Source organism: Merdimmobilis hominis (genome assembly GCF_900104615.1).
Lineage (GTDB): Bacteria > Bacillota > Clostridia > Oscillospirales > Ruminococcaceae > Merdimmobilis > Merdimmobilis hominis.
This window is the reverse complement of the sequence record NZ_LT629939.1, coordinates 1,935,793-1,951,928: the sequence shown is the minus strand read 5'-3', so window position 1 is coordinate 1,951,928 and position 16,136 is coordinate 1,935,793. Positions and strand designations below refer to the sequence as shown.

Here is a 16,136-nt window from a genome sequence, read left to right as displayed (position 1 = left end):
CACCCCCTGCTATCCCCCGAGAAAGGAAGGAACATTATGGCCATTCTCATCACCGGCGGCGCCGGTTATATCGGCAGCCACACTGCTGCCCAGCTTCTTGCACAAGGGGAGGAGATCGTCATTCTAGACAACTTCTCCAACTCCAAACCGGAGGTCCTGGACGCCATCCGCACCCTGACCGGCCGGGACTTCCCCTTTTATCAAGCGGATCTGCTGGACGAGGGCCAATTGGAGCAGGTTTTCCAGGAAAACGCCATCCACACGGTGATCCACTTTGCCGGCCTCAAGGCAGTGGGAGAGTCGGTGGCAAAGCCCCTCCTCTACTACCACAACAACCTGACCGGCACCCTGAACCTCTGCCGGGCCATGGAACGCCACGGCTGTTTCTCCCTGGTGTTCTCCTCCTCGGCCACGGTGTATTACCTTGGCTGCAACACCGCCCCTTTCCGGGAGGACTTCCCCTTGGGTTCTACCAACCCCTACGGGATGACCAAGGTGTACATCGAGCAGATTCTCACCGATTTGGCAGCTTCGGACAGCCGCTGGCGGATTGCCCTGATGCGGTATTTCAACCCCATAGGCGCCCACCCCTCCGGGCTGTTGGGGGAGGACCCCAACGGCATCCCCAACAACCTGCTCCCTTATATTGCCAAGGTGGCCTTGGGGGAACTGCCCTGCCTCAAAGTCTACGGGGATGACTACGACACCCCCGACGGCACCGGCATCCGGGATTACATCCACGTCTGCGACCTGGCACAGGGCCATATCTGCGCCCTCGACTACCTGAAGGACAACCCAGGGGCTCACCCCATCAACCTGGGAAGCGGCAAGGGGTACAGCGTCCTGGAGGTGGCCGACGCTTTTGAGCGGGCCAGCGGGGTGAAGATCCCCCGGGTCATCGCCCCCCGGCGGGATGGGGACATCGCCCGCAGTTACGCCGACGCCTCCCTGGCTAAGGAAATTCTCCACTGGGAGGCCCGCCGGGGCATCGACGAAATGTGCCGGGACGCCTGGAATTACACCCTGCTCCATCGGCAGCAAAATTAGAAAGGGGACAACCTATGGGCTGGAAAACCCGGTACCCCATCGACCGGCAGCCCTCTTTGGAGGAGATGCCGCTGCGGTGGCCACTCCCCTATGGGGAAAGTTCCTCATCCACCTGGAAGAGACCTACCGTGTCACCCCCAAGGTGGAATACAGCAAATGCGCCATGGCCCCGGGGTGGAATGTAAAATACAAAAAAAGCGGCAAAGCCCTCTGCACCCTATACCCGGTGGAGGGATCTTTCTCCTGCATGGTGGTCATCGGGGACAAAAAGCAGAACGAGGCGGAACTCCTTCTCCCCTCTTTGGACCCCTATGTCCAACAGCTGTATCAAAACACCAAATCCGGCATGGGCGGCCGCTGGCTGATGGTGGATGTCACCACCCCGGCTATCCTTGCCTCCCTAGAACGGCTGATCGCCCTGCGCCAGTCGTAGGGGCCCCCCTCTGGAGCCAACTTCTGGAGGGGGTTTTTTGTAAATTTTGGCGTTGGCGGGAAGGTCCATAATCCCCTGTGTATAGCATACACTACAAAAGTGTGGGCAGCGCCCAGGAAAGGAGATGACGCGGTGAAAAAGCTCCTGCGTTTTCTGACCAGCCGCGTTGTGCTGGTCACCTTGTTGATCGCCCTCCAGCTCGGACTCCTCTCCTATGTGGTGCTTTACCTCAGCGTTCACGCCCTGCCAGTATATGTGCTGACCCAGTGCATCAGCTTACTGCTGGTGGTATGGGTGGTCTCCCGAGAGGACAATCCCTCATACAAGCTGGCTTGGGTGATCACCATTCTCGCCCTGCCCATTTTTGGCGGGCTGTTCTACCTGATTTTCGGCTCTAAGCGCCTTTCCCGGGCCTTGAAAAAACGGGTGGTGGAGTTTAACTGCACCACCGCCGGGCAGATCCAGGTGGATTCCGGGGTGGCTGGGGAGCTAGAGGAAGCTTCCCCCTCCCTGGGGGTGCAGGCCCGCTACCTGAAAAATGGGTCCGGCTTCCCTGTGTGGAAGAACACCCTGGCGGATTACTACCCTCTAGGGGAAGATTTCTGGCCCGCCCTGCTGCTGGCCCTGCAGTCGGCCCAGCGTTTTATCCTGCTGGAATATTTCATCCTCCAGGAGGGGGAGATGTGGAATTCCGTTCTCAATATCCTGCGGGAAAAAGCCGCCCAAGGGGTGGAAGTCCTCCTTCTCTACGACGATGTGGGGTGCATCCAGACCCTGCCCCCCGGCTATGACCAGACCTTGAAGGAGCTGGGCCTACAGGTCACGGTTTTCAACCCTTACCGCCCCCATCTCAACATGGTGATGAACTACCGGGACCACCGGAAAATCTGCGTGGTGGACGGCAACATCGGCTTCTGCGGCGGTATCAACTTGGCGGATGAATACATCAATGCCTTTGAAAAGCACGGTCATTGGAAAGACACTGCCGTCCGGCTGGAGGGGGATGGGGTGTGGAACCTGACCCTGATGTTCCTGAGCCTGTGGCAGTTCAGCAACCCCCAGGAGCAGCGGGATTTTTCCCAGTATGTGCCCACCCATTCCTGTACCGCCGCGGCCGGCTTTGTCCAACCCTTTGGGGACAGCCCCCTGGACAGCATGAACATCTCCGAGAACGCCTATCTCCAGATGATCAGCCGGGCCAATGACTACGTCTACATCACAACCCCTTATTTGATCCTGGACAACGAAATGTTCACCGCCTTGTCCACCGCGGCCCAAAGCGGCGTTGACGTGCGGATTCTCACCCCCCACATCCCAGACAAATGGTTTGTCCACGAACTGACACGCTCCTATTATCAATCCCTTCTGCGCTGTGGAGTAAAAATTTATGAGTATACCCCCGGGTTTATTCACGCCAAAATGTTTGTCTCGGACGATTGCTGTGCCATCGTGGGCACAGCCAACATGGATTACCGCAGTTTTTACCTCCATTTTGAATGTGGGGTGGCTTTTTTTTATTCGCCGGTGGTGGCAGATGTCCGCCGGGATATAGAAACCACACTGGAAAAGTGCAAAATAGTCACCTATGAAGAGATTCAGATGACTCCTCTTCCCCGCCGGATCTTCCGGGCTATCCTCAAAATTTTTGCCCCGCTGATGTGACGGCGGCCCTCCCAGATGGGCTGGGGAAAGGGATCCCTGCAAAGCAACAACTCCCCCCGGCGGATGCATCCACCGGGGGGAGTTTTCTGTTTTATCGGCTGCAATAAAATGGGGTATTACAGGCTGCAAAACACCTGTGCATACCGGACAAAGAGCAACACCATGGCCGACAGGTCAAACAGCATGCAGACCAAATACCTGCGGTCTACCGCCAGCAGTCCCGCCAGCAGGAGGCACACTTGAGAAACCAGAAACACGGCCAGGCTTCCCCCGAAAAATCCCTGTAGGAAGCTAATAATAGCCACTGTTCCGGCAACGCCCTGGGTGAGGGTGATCACCTTGGGCAATCGGGGGCAGTACAGTTCCATCTTTGACCCTCTTTTCTATCACATCAAACAATTGGTTATTCTTCTTGCACGGCGAGGTCTTCCGACAGCGATTCGGTGGCGACGGCCACCTGGGGATAGGTGGTTTGGCCGTATTCAATCCCCTCAGAGTCGATCTCTGCAAGTTCTTCCCGCACGTCCTCCGGCAGGTCGTCAATCGCAAGGTAACCATAGGCCCCCTGGTTGGAGACGCTGCCGCCGGGGAATTCCATCGCCCCATTGGCGGTCAGATTTTCATTGACCACATAATCCACCCGCACACACCGGTATCCGTTGATGGTGCTGCTGTGCAGCTTGGGAAGGATCTCCCCGATCAGCCCCGGGTCGTCCCGATAGACCACATAGCCTTTTTCCTCTTTCCAGGTCTGGTTGCCGCTGTTGTAGGAATTGAAGTTGTAGTCCCGCACCAGGGAAATGACCTCGCTGTTGTATCCGTCATACATGGGATGGCGGAACACCAGACCGACCACTTCGCCCTCTTGCAGCTCCAGCATCGAGCCATAGCCCTTCTCCTTTAAGAAAGCCACCGTGTTGGTGAAGTCCTCAGTCAAGGTCAGCTGGCCACCCATGAAGAAATTTTCCTCCGGGTATTCGCTCTGCTGGTTCCGGCCCGAGTGGTCCGAAGAATAATACTCATTATGCCGGTTGTCAAACTTATAGTCCATGGAGAGGAAGCCGATGGCCGGTTTGCCATTGACCACCTGGTCGTAGGTGCGGGCCAGCAGATCCTCCTGCATGCAGGTGAACAGCTGGTTCATCTCCTCTTCCGAGAAGGTGAGAGGCACGTTGCCTACCCCACTGGCACCGGTGAGGGTAACCTTCTCCAAATCCTTGTACTGGGTTCGGAAGACTGGGTGGGTTTTGGTGATAAACTCCTGGTTGGCCTCCAGGCGGGCCAGGCACTCCAAGAACCCTTGGCTCTTACTGCTGTAGCTGCGGTTCATCGTGCTGCCGCCGGCCATTTTGTAGGAGATATTCACATAGTTGTAGCCGCGGTAATACCGGCTGTCGTCGGGGACCTCCCCTTTGTACTGCTGGTATTCCTCCACCGAGAGGCGGTGCAGCTGGATCACCAAAGCTTTGGCTTCCTCCCCTTCCAGGGTGACGTCCTGCACATATCTGCCGGTTCCACCCTGCCGCTCATTTTCGCCGTAGGCGCCCCGATAGTCGATGGTGACCGAAGCCACATCCTCCACCTTGGGGACGCGGGTTACATATCCAAAACCACCCTGGTGCATGACAAAGGAGAAGGCGCATAGCAGCACCGCCAAGCCAGCGGCCATGGGCAGGGATTTGAAGATGGCTTTAAAGCTGCGGGAAAGGATGACTTCCGCTGTGAGGTAGACTAAGACTGCGCCTAGAACCACGCCCAGCAGGAACATGCTGAAGTCATCGCCGCCCACCCCAAAGACCCCTTCAAAGATAAAGCCCATCAGCAATGAGGCCAGGTAGGTGGAAGCAATTTTAATAAACACCTTGAGGATACCACCGGTGGAGGTGTTCTCGGCCATCTCGCTCTTGCGGCGGCGGTAGATAACAGCGGCAGCCAATGCCAGGAAGATGCCGATGATGAGCCAGACAAAGGCGGTCACATGCCCCGATGCCACGGTGGGCATATTGGGGTCCGAGGACAACGGGTAATCCCCCTGGTACAGGTAAAAAAACAGCAGCTGGGGGGAAAGGCCCAAAAGCAGCTTCCAATTGATGCTTTGATCCACATTGAAGCCGTACAGGTGCTCACTCATAAACAACATGGTGACCAGGTACAGGGCCGGCAGGATGACATACATCCCCAAGGTGATGACGATGCTGTCGAACTTGGTGCCAACCTGTGTGAAGACAAAGGCTGCAATGGCCAAGGCGGCAAAGCAGATCACCGCCGCATACAGGAAGTTGATAACCACCTTCCCAACCTCTTGGCCACCGCCAAAGCGAACTGCTTTGAGCAGGATCACAATGGCATAGTTCAGGGCCAGAGGTCCCAAAATCGCAGTAAAGCCTGCGGCGAAGCTGGAGAGGAGCAGCTCCTCCCGCCGGATGGGGAGTGCGTGGTACAGGTCCACCGCCTTTTTGGAATGCATATAGCCAAAAATTTGGGCGGCGACGATCACCGGAACGACACACAGGAAGGGTCCGTAAAACACCATCGAAATGGCGTTGAACACCTCCCCAAGGCCCATGAAGTAGTAGCCATTGTCCCGCAGGACCCCCATCAAGTACTGGAGGGGGAAGAAAACAAATCCCACTGCACCATAGAACAAAATGAAGGATTTCAGGCGCCGCAATGTGTCTTTGTAAAAGCCAAAACTCCTGCTTTTATCAGAAGATAATGTTGTTGTAATCATACCCTACCGCCTCCATTTCATAGATGAATACTTCCTCCAGCGAAAGCGGCATGCTGTCCGCAATGAGGGGGTTGAAGTGATTGATCTTCTCCAAGACCTCCTCCCGGGAGCCCCGGACAATGAGGTTGACGATACTTCCGTTCATTTCAATGGAGAGGATTTCCAGTTTCTCTTTTAAAGTGTCGATGTCCACCATGGGTTTGAACGCCGCCTGTACCTTGCAGAACTCCCCTTTCAGGTCATCCAGCTCCCGCTCCAGTAGGAGTTTTCCCTGGTGCAGGATGCCGATGTGGTCACAGAAGTCCTCCAGTTCCCGCAGGTTGTGGGAGGCGATGAGCACCGACATGCCCCGGGATGCCACTTCGTCGGCGATCAGCTTGCGGACCGCCACCCGGATCACCGGGTCCAAGCCGTCAAACGCCTCATCCAGCAGGAGGTAATCCGGTTGGGCCGCAATGGCCAGGATGATGGCCGCCTGCCGTTTCATCCCTTTGGAGAAGGTGTTGATCTTTTTCTTGTCGCTGATGGGGAAACGTTTGACCAGCTCCTGGTATTTATCCTGGGACCAGCCGGAGTAAATCCCCTGGTAAAGTGCCGCCATGTCCGCCAAAGTGGACTGGGGCAGAAAAAACATGTCATCCGGCACAAACAGCACCTTATCTTTGACGTGGATATTTTCAAAGACATCCGCCCCCTGGATCTGGAGGCTCCCCTCATCCGGCTGATACACCCCGGCGATGGTCCGCATAAAGGTGGATTTTCCCGAGCCGTTGGTGCCCACCAAACCGTAAATCCAACCGGGTTCAATGGTGGTGGTCAACCCGTTCAGGGCCGGGTAATCTTCAAACTTTTTGACTAGGCTCTTCGCTTCAATCATTGTGTCACACCCTCCTCATACACCGTCCGCACCGTTTCGACGGCTTCTTCCAACGGCGTCCCGCTGTTCATCACATCCCGGGCGGCCAGCTTTAGACGGTCCAAAAACTGGAGCTGAATCTTCCTGCGGGAACGGTCGTGGGAGGCGATAAAGCTCCCCTTGCCGGATACCGAATAGATGACCTGGTCTCTCTCCAAATCCTGGTAAGCCTTCTGTACCGTGTTGGGGTTGACCCCTAAGTCCCGGGCAAGGGACCGCACCGAGGGGAGCTGGCTTCCAGGTTCCAGGGCGCCGATGACCACCAATTCGGTTATCTGGGCTTTCAGCTGCTCATAAATCGGGGTTCTGCTCTGCGTGTCAAGCTTAAACAATTGGATCACCTCGCTGTATCAACAAGTGTATTAACCGTATTAGTTTGATTAGTACAGTTACAGCATAACACCCCTATCTAAAAAAGGCAATGGCTTCCAATGATTTTTGGAATATCCCACAAACTGTACTGTGTGTATTAGTACAGTTATACAGCAGATTGTCCCACCGCCACCAAAAGTTCACAAATTATTCTTTGACAGGGCACCAAACTATGCTATACTGGACGTGCTGGAAAACGGTATGGTATTTTCAGTCCGGCTCGCCGGCGGGGCCTGGTTCCAGCTTATAATCTATCTTGATTCGCCGGAGAAAAGGTGGTAATTACAATGAAAAAGATTTTTGCAGTTTTATTGGCCGGTACGGTGATGGCCGCTGTGTTTGCCGGCTGCGGCAACGACGGCGGTAACTCTTCCTCCAGCCAGGGCATCAGTTCTTCCCAGGCTGAGGAAAAGGTCGCTGTGTTTGACGGCGGCGCCACAGGTGAGAAGGTCACCACCATCTTCACCATCGTTGATGAAGAAGGCGTGGCTATGTTCGAAGGCTCCGCTGTGGCGGAAAATGCAGAAGCCCCTACCGTCCGCGACCTGACCAAAGCGGTTGTGGAATACGGGGAAACCGTTCCCTTTGAAACCGATGAGTCCGGCGAGTACATTGGCTTTGGCAACCTCCAGTCGGATGACGCTTATGTCTGGAGCCTCCTGTACAACGGCACTGTCACCACCGAATCCACCGATTCCATCGTGGTCAAAGACGGCGATGTGATCATGTGGAAGCTTCTCCCCATCGAGTTCCGGGAGGATGCCCTCTCCAAATAATGGAAATGGATTTTCCCTATACAGAAAGGACGGCTTCGGCCGCCCTTTTTCTTTGTAGCATTTCCGTTTTCCCCTTCCACTGTTTTCCAAGGTATTTTGCGCAGGGGCTGCAACAAAATTTTACAAATCCACCACTTTTAGAATGAATTCCTGTCCATACTATGGGCGACACCCTTTTTTCAAAAAATGCCCAAGTCCCACCAGTTTTTCACAGTTTTTCTCATCGAAAATGGCGGGAGGCATTGATTTTTACAGCCTGGTGCGCTATAGTTATTATGGTTTGTATCGCCTTTTTACTGGCGGTCTGCTCAGACGGGCAACCTAAATTTGGAGAGTGAATCTATGCGTAAAACAAAAATAGTGTGTACTTTGGGGCCCGCCACCGATTCGGAAGAGAAGATCAAAGAATTGATGCTGGCCGGAATGGATGTGGCTCGGTTCAATTTTTCCCACGGCACCCATGAGGAGCATCTGGCCCGCTACCAGATGGTCTGCAAATGCCGGGAAGAACTCCGCCTCCCGGTGGGCACTATGCTGGATACCAAAGGGCCGGAAATCCGCCTGCGGGATTTTAAAGACGGCAAAGCCACCTTGGTCCCTGGTTCCCAGTTTGTCCTCTGTGCCGAAGAGATTTTGGGTGACGCCCATCGCGCTGCCATCACCCATAAGGAGCTTTATAAAGACGTTTCCCCCGGCACCCGTATCCTGTTGGATGACGGTTTGATTGAACTGAAAGTGTCTGAGGTCAAAGGGTCTGACATCCTCTGCACCGTCATCAATGGCGGGGAGGTATCCAACCACAAGGGGGTCAATGTCCCCGGCGTGCGGCTTTCCCTCCCCTACGTCAGCGACCGGGACCGGGAGGACATCCTCTTCGGGGTGGAGCAGGGGTTTGATTTCCTGGCCGCATCCTTTGTGCGCAGCGCCAAGGATGTGATGGAAATCCGGAACATCCTGGACAAAGCCGGATGCAGCACCATGAAGATCTGTGCCAAGATCGAAAACGCCGAGGGGATTGAAAACATCGACAGCATCCTCAAAGTGTCGGATAGCCTGATGATCGCCCGGGGCGATCTGGGGGTGGAGATCCCCATGGAGGAAATCCCCATCCTGCAAAAGAAGCTGACCAAAAAGGCTTATCTCGCCGGGAAACCGGTGATCACCGCCACCCAAATGCTGGATTCTATGATCAAGAATCCCCGCCCCACCCGGGCGGAAGCCACCGATGTGGCCAACGCCATCTACGATGGCACCAGCTGTATCATGCTTTCTGGGGAGACTGCCTCTGGCAAATACCCGGTGGAAGCGGTCAAGACTATGGCGGTCATCGCAGAGCGGACCGAACGAGAGATCGACTACCGGGGCATCTTCTACAGCGAGCGGGATAAATACAGCTCCGGGGATGTGACCAATGCCATCAGCCATGCCACCTGTACCACCGCATATGACCTGGGGGCGTCGGCCATCATCACCGTCACCCAGTCGGGCCACACCGCCCGGATGAGCAGCCGGTTCCGTCCAAAAATCCCCATCATCGGGTGCACCCCCTGCAAAAGCACCTATTATCACCTGAGCATGTCTTGGGGCGTTGTGCCGGTGCTGGTGGATTTTAAAGACAACACTGACGACCTGTTCGCCCACGCGGTGGAGCGTTCCAAGGAGGAGGGTCTCATCAGCAACGGCGACTTGGTGATCATCACCGCTGGCGTGCCCATCGGCATCTCCGGAACGACCAACCTTCTCAAAGTCCACGTGGTGGGGGATGTGCTGGTCTCCGGCACCGGTATCAACAAGCTCTCCCAGGTCGGCACCTTGTGCGTAGCGCGAAATGAGCAGGAGGCCTTGAATAATTTCAAACAAAATGATATATTGGTAATTCCACAGACCTCCAACAACATTTTAGACCTCCTCAAAAAGGCCTCCGGCATCATCACCGAGACCGGCGGCATCAACTCCCATGCAGCCATTGTTGGGCTGACCCTGGATATTCCCGTCATCGTTGGCGCGGTTGGTGCGACTTCCATTTTGCGCAGCGGAACCGCGGTATGCATCGATGCCGGACGCAATATTGTCAGCAATGTTACCCCCACAGGGGAAAAAACAATAGGATAAAGGAGCATTTCAATGGACAAAAAACCTACTTTGAAGCTGAAATCCCTCGCCTGCGCCTTGTTGGCAGCAGTCATGGTCTTCTCCTTTGCAGGTTGTAAAGACCGCGGTGAGCCTTCCGAGAGCTCTTCTTCGGAGAGTTCCTCTATGGTGGAAGAGCCTTCCCAGGACCCCGGCGACCCCAGCGAGCCAGAGAAAGAAACCCTGGATAAAATCGCTGCTGCCCAGGCCCAAAACAGCGATGTTGTTGGCTGGCTGACCATCCCCAACACCACCATCGATGCGGAAGTCCTGCAAAAGGTGGGCGACAATGTGTACTATGAGCGCCGCGACATCACCCAGAAATACAACTGGTATGGCTGCTATTATGCAGACGGCGGCAACACCTTCGGCACCCGCAACGACCTGACCAAGAACACCATCATCTACGGCCACAACATGGAAGACAAAGCCAACGGCCTAAAATTTGCCCAGCTGATGCACTACCTGGATGTGGATTGGGCTTCCAAGAACCCCTACATCTACTTCTCCACCCCCGAGGATGACATGGTCTTCCAGGTGTATGCGGTCTTCTACACCGACACCGGCTTCCAGTACCATCTGGAAAACCCCGACACTGCCACCTTTGACAACATCATCAAAGAGGCCCGGCTGAGAAGCGAGCTGAACTACGATGTAGATGTCAACACCGGCGACAAGATTCTGACCCTTTCCACCTGTACTTACAAATTCGGTGGCCCCAGCAACACCAATCAGCGCTTTGTGGTGCAGGCCCGTCTGTTGAGAGCTGGCGAAGAGATCAAGGACACCGTCAACGTGACCAAGAACCCCAACCCCAAGGCTCCCAACTTCAACTAAACAGCATAAAAAGAGGGCCCCCTCCCGTTGGAGGGGGCCCTCTTTTTATGCTTCGGCTTTTTATCTGCATATCCAGGGGAAGATAGATGAGGGGGGCCTCCTCCGCAATCTTCGGCTTTTTCCCCACGCCTTCAGGGGCCAATCACCTCTGCCAGCGTGGCCCCTGCCAATGGCCATTAATAAAATTTGATTTTCCCCTCTGGAAAAATTATAATAGGAAAAAGAAGACCGCTTTACAAGCAGGCAGCCACTGGGAGATTCCCTCTTCCAGACGATTTGCAGAAAGGAATGATTTTTTTCTATGGATATGAAGACAGCTCATTATTTTATTGCCATTGCCGAGGAGAAAAGCATTTCAAAAGCTGCAAAGCGGCTCTATCTCTCTCAGCCCACATTGAGCAGCTACCTGCGGAAGCTGGAATCCAGTGTGGGAACCCCTCTCTTCTACCGGGACAAGACGTTGTCACTGACCCCGGCGGGGGAAGTTTACCTAAAAGGGGTGCGGAAGATAGTGGCAATCAACAACAAAATGTATCGAGAAATCGAAGACATCTGCGCCAACGAGCGCGCTTTGTTCAGCGTAGGCTTGATGGGTGGGAGATCCCTGCACTTTCTGAGCAAAATCCTCCCCCAGCTGTATAGCCATTACCCAGAGTGCACGGTGAATGTCCTCGAGGGCTCATCCCTGGAAATCCTTGGCATGATGCGGGAAGGAAGGCTGGATTTTTGTATACTTCCCATTGCGGATCAGCAGCCTTCACTGGAATATGCCATGCTCAAACAAGAAGAAATCCTGTTGGCCATCCCCAAAAGCAACCCTCTCTCCACCTTTGAAAGCAGCGCCCCTGGGGAGCTCCCCTCTATCCCCATCCAGCGGCTGGAAGAAGAATTTTTCATTCTGCCAGGCAATACAACTGTCCTGCGGATGCGGCTGGACCGGTATTTCCAGCAGCATCACTTTGTCCCCAAAGTGGCAGCTGAAGCCCCAAATGCCTTCTCCATCCTCAACTTGGCAAATTCCGGCGTTGCAATCGGGTTCTGCCCCCAAGATGACACCTATGGCTCCTCTGGCATCTGTTATGCCTCTCTGGCAGACCCCCTCTTTCAGGAGTTGTACCTGATCCACAAAAAATATGCGTACCTCACCAAACCCATGCGCTTTTTCTCCCAATTGGTGCTAGAAAACAAATCGCTGCTGTAGCCCCATGCAGGAATGAACCCTAAGAGGCCTGCAAAGCTGCGAAATCAACTTTACCAGGAGGAATCTCATTATGAATCTTCTCATCCGGCCCGAATCCCCCCAGGACTTTAAAGCCATCCGCCAGGTGGTCTATGCCGCCTTTGAACAGGCACAGCACAGCGATGGGGATGAACACAACTTGGTGGAACGCCTGCGGCAAGATCCCGCCTACCTTCCAAGCCTTGCCCTTGTTGCCTTGGATGGGGCGCAGATCGTGGGTCACTGTATGCTCACCCGCCTCACCATCGGCGACAGTCCCTGCAAAGCCTTAGCTCTGGCCCCAGTGGCTGTGCTGCCCTCTTACCAAGGAAAGGGTATTGGATCCAAGCTCATTCAGCAAGCCATCTCCCAGGCCGCCCTAGAGGGGTTTGACGGGATTGTGGTGCTGGGGCACGCTGCCTATTACCCCCGGTTTGGGTTCGTTCCCGCTTCCCGATTTGGGATTCTCTGCCCCTTCCCGGTGGAGGATGCCAATTTTATGGCCTTGTCCCTGCGGGAAGACGGGCTAAAAAATGCAGCCGGAACCGTCCATTATGCCGGCGCATTCTTCCCCGATCCCCCCTTCCCCTTTGAGATCCACTCCACCCAGAACCCCATCTCCCCGGAAGATTTTGAACGGGTCTGGGGGCTGATGGACGCTTCCTTCCCCGCTTCCGAGCGCCGGGATTATGCCGGCCAAAAGGCTCTCCTGAATAAGGATTGTTACCATCTGCTGCTCCACCGGGATAGCTCCGGCCAGATCATCGCCTTTATGGCCATCTGGCGGTTGGATGGCTACACCTTTGTGGAACATCTGGCAGTGGATGGGGCCCAGAGAGGCAGCGGTTTAGGGGGGAAATTCCTCGATGCGGTCGCCGCCGGAGAGGGGCAGCCCATTGTCCTGGAGGTGGAACCTCCGGAAAATGGGGAGATGGCCCGCCGCCGGATCGGCTTTTACCAACGGCATGGGTTCCACCTCTGTACCCAGCCCTACTTGCAACCGTCTTTGCAGCCTCAATTTCCCTTTATGCCCTTGATGCTGATGACCTACCCCGATCCCTTGGAGGAGATGGATTTCGGCCTGCTCAAGGCTGCGGTCTACCGGGACGTCTACGGACTGGAGGAATAAGGCAGCACCGGTCTTGCAGTGCCCCTCTTCTCTCCTTCCTCCTTGTGTAGAGGGCTTAGCCTTCTCTCCCCCTCAGCCAAAGTTCTCTTTCATTGTCAAAAAAAGATGCGCGGCAGTTCCAACCGGAACTGCCGCGCGTTTCATTTTTTGACGCTCAAGCCAATGGATTGGGTGTTATCCTTATCTGGATTTTTTGCTCAAAGCCAGAGCCGCGCCAGAGATGGCGATGACAGCGGTGGCGATAGCAGCACTTGCGCCCACACCAGTCTCGGGGTTGGGCTTGCCGCTGTTTCCGGAGTTGTTGGAACCATTCTCGCTGCTAGAGGAGTTAGAAGAGGTCTCAGAGCTGCTGGGCTCCATGCCCTCTACTACGGTGGAACCGTCTTTGATCTCCTTGTCGGTGATCACGAAGCGGCCCAGGGTGTTGGTTTCAAGAACCAGGGTCTCATCCTCTTCCACAAAGGAAGCATCCAGTTTTGTCAGCTTGCCATTCAGGTAACGGTACACATAGTAGTTGCCTTTGAAACCAGCCTCCAGATCGGAGACGTCCACGGTCAAGGTGCCTTTCCCAGGGAATTTGGTGCCAGCGGGGAAGGTGATGAATTTGAAATCGTTGTCCGGGTAAGCGGAGATGATTTCTTTGATGGCATTCTCATTGTTGAGCATGTTGATGGAATCCATGTCGTTGATGCTGGTCTGGAAGGTCCAGCTGCCGTTGGCAAAGGTCACCTTTTTGTAGTTGTTGACGCTGGCAATCCGCTCCAGCTGCTCTTTGGTGAACACAGGGGCATTAGGATCTGCGGTGATGTAGTCATCTTCGCCCAAGCTGCTTACCATAGAATCGGAAGCGAACTCATAGCCGGTGAGAAAGTTGATGTCCAGGGCTTCTACAGACTCCATACCAGCGCGTCTGCCAACCAATTTCATCCGGTAGGAAACTTCGGTCTGTTTGGTGGGCCAGCCAGCTTTTACCTTGACTTCCAGGTAGTTTTTGTCGCCCTCTTTGACAACTTTGAAGGAGTCGAGGCTGGATTTGCCTTCCTCATGCTCCAAGCGAAGGTTGTAGGACTTCAGGTCATCTTCCGTCAAGGGAGAGGTTTTATTCCCTTCTTCTTTGACATAGATGGGGAATTTGTACTCTTTGCCGGGGGTGAGAAGGGTGCCGCTTTCCAATGCGATGCCATCCTCATCCTTTTCCAGAACAATGCCAATGATCTCTTTGTCATTATCCGAAGCAGTCGAAGCTGTGTCTGCCATAGCAGTGGTTGCAAAGCTCATTGCAGTAACCATTGCAAGCAGCAACGCCATTGCTTTTTTCATAGTGTAAATACCTCCTGTTTTTTGGTGAGCGTCTTGCTCGAGTTCTATTATAGGGGCATGCCAGGAGGATTGCAACAGGTTTTTGTTGCCATTTTGTAATTATAGTAACAAAATGTAATAATAATGAAATCTATCAGGAAACAGATTCCTCTATTTTCTCTTATCCCATCAAAGAAACGCCATATTCAACAGGAAAACCGCCCCGTGCCCGAAGGCCGAGGCGGTTTAAAATCAAAGTTTGCGAAGCGCCTATCTGCATCCGCAGTGACGGGATTCCACCCGGCAACCTGCTCCCGCAAAGGCGGGGGCCACGCCGTTTCCTGCACGCAGACGAGCTTGCCTACCGTAGGAACCCTCTACAGGGCAATCGATTCCCCACATGGGACAACTCTCACAGTTCTCTACACACATCTGCATACACTGGTGAATCTGTCTATACAAGGCACCGACCCCGGTGTTGGGGTTGGGCTTCCCCGAAGGGGCAGGGCTAGGTGTCCCTGCAGAAGAACTAGAGGACGCTATGCTGCTGGAACCGCTTGAAGCTGGTGTACTGCTGCTGGAGGTAGAAGATGCTTTGCTGCTGGAACTACCGCTGGGTGAAACCGAACTATCCAGTTTTTTGTCCGAAGCAACATAGGAAGTCAACTGTTTGGTGGTGAATTCCAGGTAATTCTCTTTGACTTTGGTGGTATCTAGCTCTACCAAGCCTTTGCTAGTGATCTCATAGGCGTATTTGGCACCAGGGGCGTAAATCCGGAATTTACCCTTGGCGTCTTCAAAGGTGGGTTTGGCGTAAAAGGAGATGTAGGTCAAATCCGCATCATCGCCGTATTCTTCCTCCACCCATTCGACTGGTTCAGTGGAAGAGAGGATGTTGAAGGAAAGCTTTTCATCCAGACGGACAGTATACTCTGATTTATAATCAAAAATCAGAGTGCATTTATCCAAATTGCTGCCAAATTCAATGATAGGCTCTTCCGGGTTCACATAATAGACCTCATCAGAGACATAAGCCGTGTCATTATAGCCGACTTCAAACTCTAAGTAGGTCTCCCCTTCTGCGAGTTCTTCACCCCGGTTGTCGCTATTGCGTTTTTCCTTAGCATTGATCTGAATTTTAATCAATTTTGGTTCTGTATAAGACAGCCCTTTTTTGGCTTTAAATACTAAATCATACGTGCCATCTCGCTGTTTTTCGATGTCACATTTTTCAATATATTGCTTACCCTCCAAAATCTTGAGGGATGTACGAAAATATTCGTAGAACTCAGAATCCAATTCATAGCCGCCGGATTCCAAGTTAAATTTATAAGTTTTACCGGGCAGATAGTAGTAAGCATCATCGTTGTTATTCATATCCACTTCATCAATGATAGCGTTTTCTTCTGCAAAGGCAGGCAGCGCCATTCCCATGGCCAGAGCCGCAGCCATAAGAGCCGCCAATAGCTTTTTCATGGTTAACTCCTCCTAAAATTGCTGGATCAGATTACCTTTATTATACCCGATCTTTTACAGAAAGGGAACCCCCAAGCAAAATTTTACAGAGATATTACAAATTGGTAAC

General features: G+C 53.8%; 14 protein-coding genes. 8 read left to right on the top strand and 6 right to left on the bottom strand.

Annotated features, from left to right (window positions below; genetic code table 11):
- Positions 1-36 precede the first annotated feature (36 nt).
- The 3 genes from galE (at position 37) to cls (ending at position 3,142) form a co-directional block, all read left to right on the top strand.
- Positions 37-1,047 (top strand): UDP-glucose 4-epimerase GalE, encoded by a 1,011-nt coding sequence (gene galE / locus BQ5353_RS09430; protein ID WP_054331774.1) that lies wholly within the window; start codon positions 37-39, stop codon positions 1,045-1,047.
- A gap of 76 nt (positions 1,048-1,123) precedes the next feature.
- Positions 1,124-1,480 (top strand): DUF3788 domain-containing protein, encoded by a 357-nt coding sequence (locus tag BQ5353_RS09425; RefSeq protein ID WP_231358173.1) that lies wholly within the window; start codon positions 1,124-1,126, stop codon positions 1,478-1,480.
- A gap of 132 nt (positions 1,481-1,612) precedes the next feature.
- Positions 1,613-3,142: a cardiolipin synthase gene (gene cls / locus BQ5353_RS09420; RefSeq protein WP_071428006.1), complete on the top strand. Its 1,530-nt coding sequence runs from the start codon at positions 1,613-1,615 to the stop codon at positions 3,140-3,142.
- Between the two features lie 116 nt (positions 3,143-3,258).
- On the opposite strand, the gene BQ5353_RS09415 is transcribed toward cls, so the two are convergent.
- Genes BQ5353_RS09415 through BQ5353_RS09400 form a run of 4 tightly spaced genes read right to left on the bottom strand, consistent with a single transcriptional unit; the run spans position 3,259 to position 7,121 of the window.
- Positions 3,259-3,510, bottom strand: coding sequence for a hypothetical protein (locus BQ5353_RS09415; protein WP_071428004.1), 252 nt, complete (start codon positions 3,508-3,510; stop codon positions 3,259-3,261).
- Between the two features lie 35 nt (positions 3,511-3,545).
- Positions 3,546-5,873, bottom strand: coding sequence for a DUF6449 domain-containing protein (locus tag BQ5353_RS09410; protein WP_143117210.1), 2,328 nt, complete (start codon positions 5,871-5,873; stop codon positions 3,546-3,548).
- Positions 5,848-6,750 carry an ABC transporter ATP-binding protein gene (locus BQ5353_RS09405; protein ID WP_054331770.1) on the bottom strand — a complete coding sequence of 301 codons (903 nt, stop codon included), beginning with the start codon at positions 6,748-6,750 and terminating at the stop codon, positions 5,848-5,850. Before BQ5353_RS09405 ends, BQ5353_RS09410 begins: the two co-directional genes overlap by 26 nt.
- Positions 6,747-7,121, bottom strand: coding sequence for a GntR family transcriptional regulator (locus BQ5353_RS09400; protein ID WP_071428000.1), 375 nt, complete (start codon positions 7,119-7,121; stop codon positions 6,747-6,749). The genes BQ5353_RS09405 and BQ5353_RS09400 overlap by 4 nt, the downstream gene beginning before the upstream one ends.
- A gap of 327 nt (positions 7,122-7,448) precedes the next feature.
- Here BQ5353_RS09400 and BQ5353_RS09395 point away from each other — a divergent pair, with 327 nt between their 5' ends.
- The 5 genes from BQ5353_RS09395 to BQ5353_RS12560 all read left to right on the top strand — a co-directional run bounded on the left by BQ5353_RS09395 (position 7,449) and on the right by BQ5353_RS12560 (position 13,252).
- Positions 7,449-7,937, top strand: a complete 489-nt coding sequence (locus BQ5353_RS09395) for a hypothetical protein (RefSeq protein WP_054331768.1) — start codon at positions 7,449-7,451, stop codon at positions 7,935-7,937.
- 342 nt (positions 7,938-8,279) lie between these two features.
- Positions 8,280-10,049: a pyruvate kinase gene (gene pyk / locus BQ5353_RS09390; RefSeq protein WP_071427998.1), complete on the top strand. Its 1,770-nt coding sequence runs from the start codon at positions 8,280-8,282 to the stop codon at positions 10,047-10,049.
- 12 nt (positions 10,050-10,061) lie between these two features.
- On the top strand, positions 10,062-10,904 hold the full coding sequence (locus tag BQ5353_RS09385; protein ID WP_054331767.1) for a class B sortase: 843 nt from the start codon (positions 10,062-10,064) through the stop codon (positions 10,902-10,904).
- A gap of 301 nt (positions 10,905-11,205) precedes the next feature.
- Positions 11,206-12,105 carry a LysR family transcriptional regulator gene (locus tag BQ5353_RS09380; protein WP_071427996.1) on the top strand — a complete coding sequence of 300 codons (900 nt, stop codon included), beginning with the start codon at positions 11,206-11,208 and terminating at the stop codon, positions 12,103-12,105.
- Between the two features lie 70 nt (positions 12,106-12,175).
- The gene (locus BQ5353_RS12560) at positions 12,176-13,252 is read left to right on the top strand and encodes a GNAT family N-acetyltransferase (RefSeq protein WP_082398618.1); all 1,077 of its coding nucleotides are present in this window, start codon (positions 12,176-12,178) and stop codon (positions 13,250-13,252) included.
- Positions 13,253-13,432: 180 nt separating this feature from the next.
- Here BQ5353_RS12560 and BQ5353_RS09370 read toward each other — a convergent pair whose 3' ends face one another.
- Together BQ5353_RS09370 and BQ5353_RS09365 are read right to left on the bottom strand one after the other, a co-directional pair.
- Complete coding sequence (locus BQ5353_RS09370) at positions 13,433-14,572, bottom strand: hypothetical protein (RefSeq protein ID WP_071427994.1); 1,140 nt, start codon at positions 14,570-14,572, stop codon at positions 13,433-13,435.
- 249 nt (positions 14,573-14,821) lie between these two features.
- Positions 14,822-16,027 carry a hypothetical protein gene (locus BQ5353_RS09365; RefSeq protein ID WP_054331764.1) on the bottom strand — a complete coding sequence of 402 codons (1,206 nt, stop codon included), beginning with the start codon at positions 16,025-16,027 and terminating at the stop codon, positions 14,822-14,824.
- Positions 16,028-16,136 lie beyond the last annotated feature (109 nt).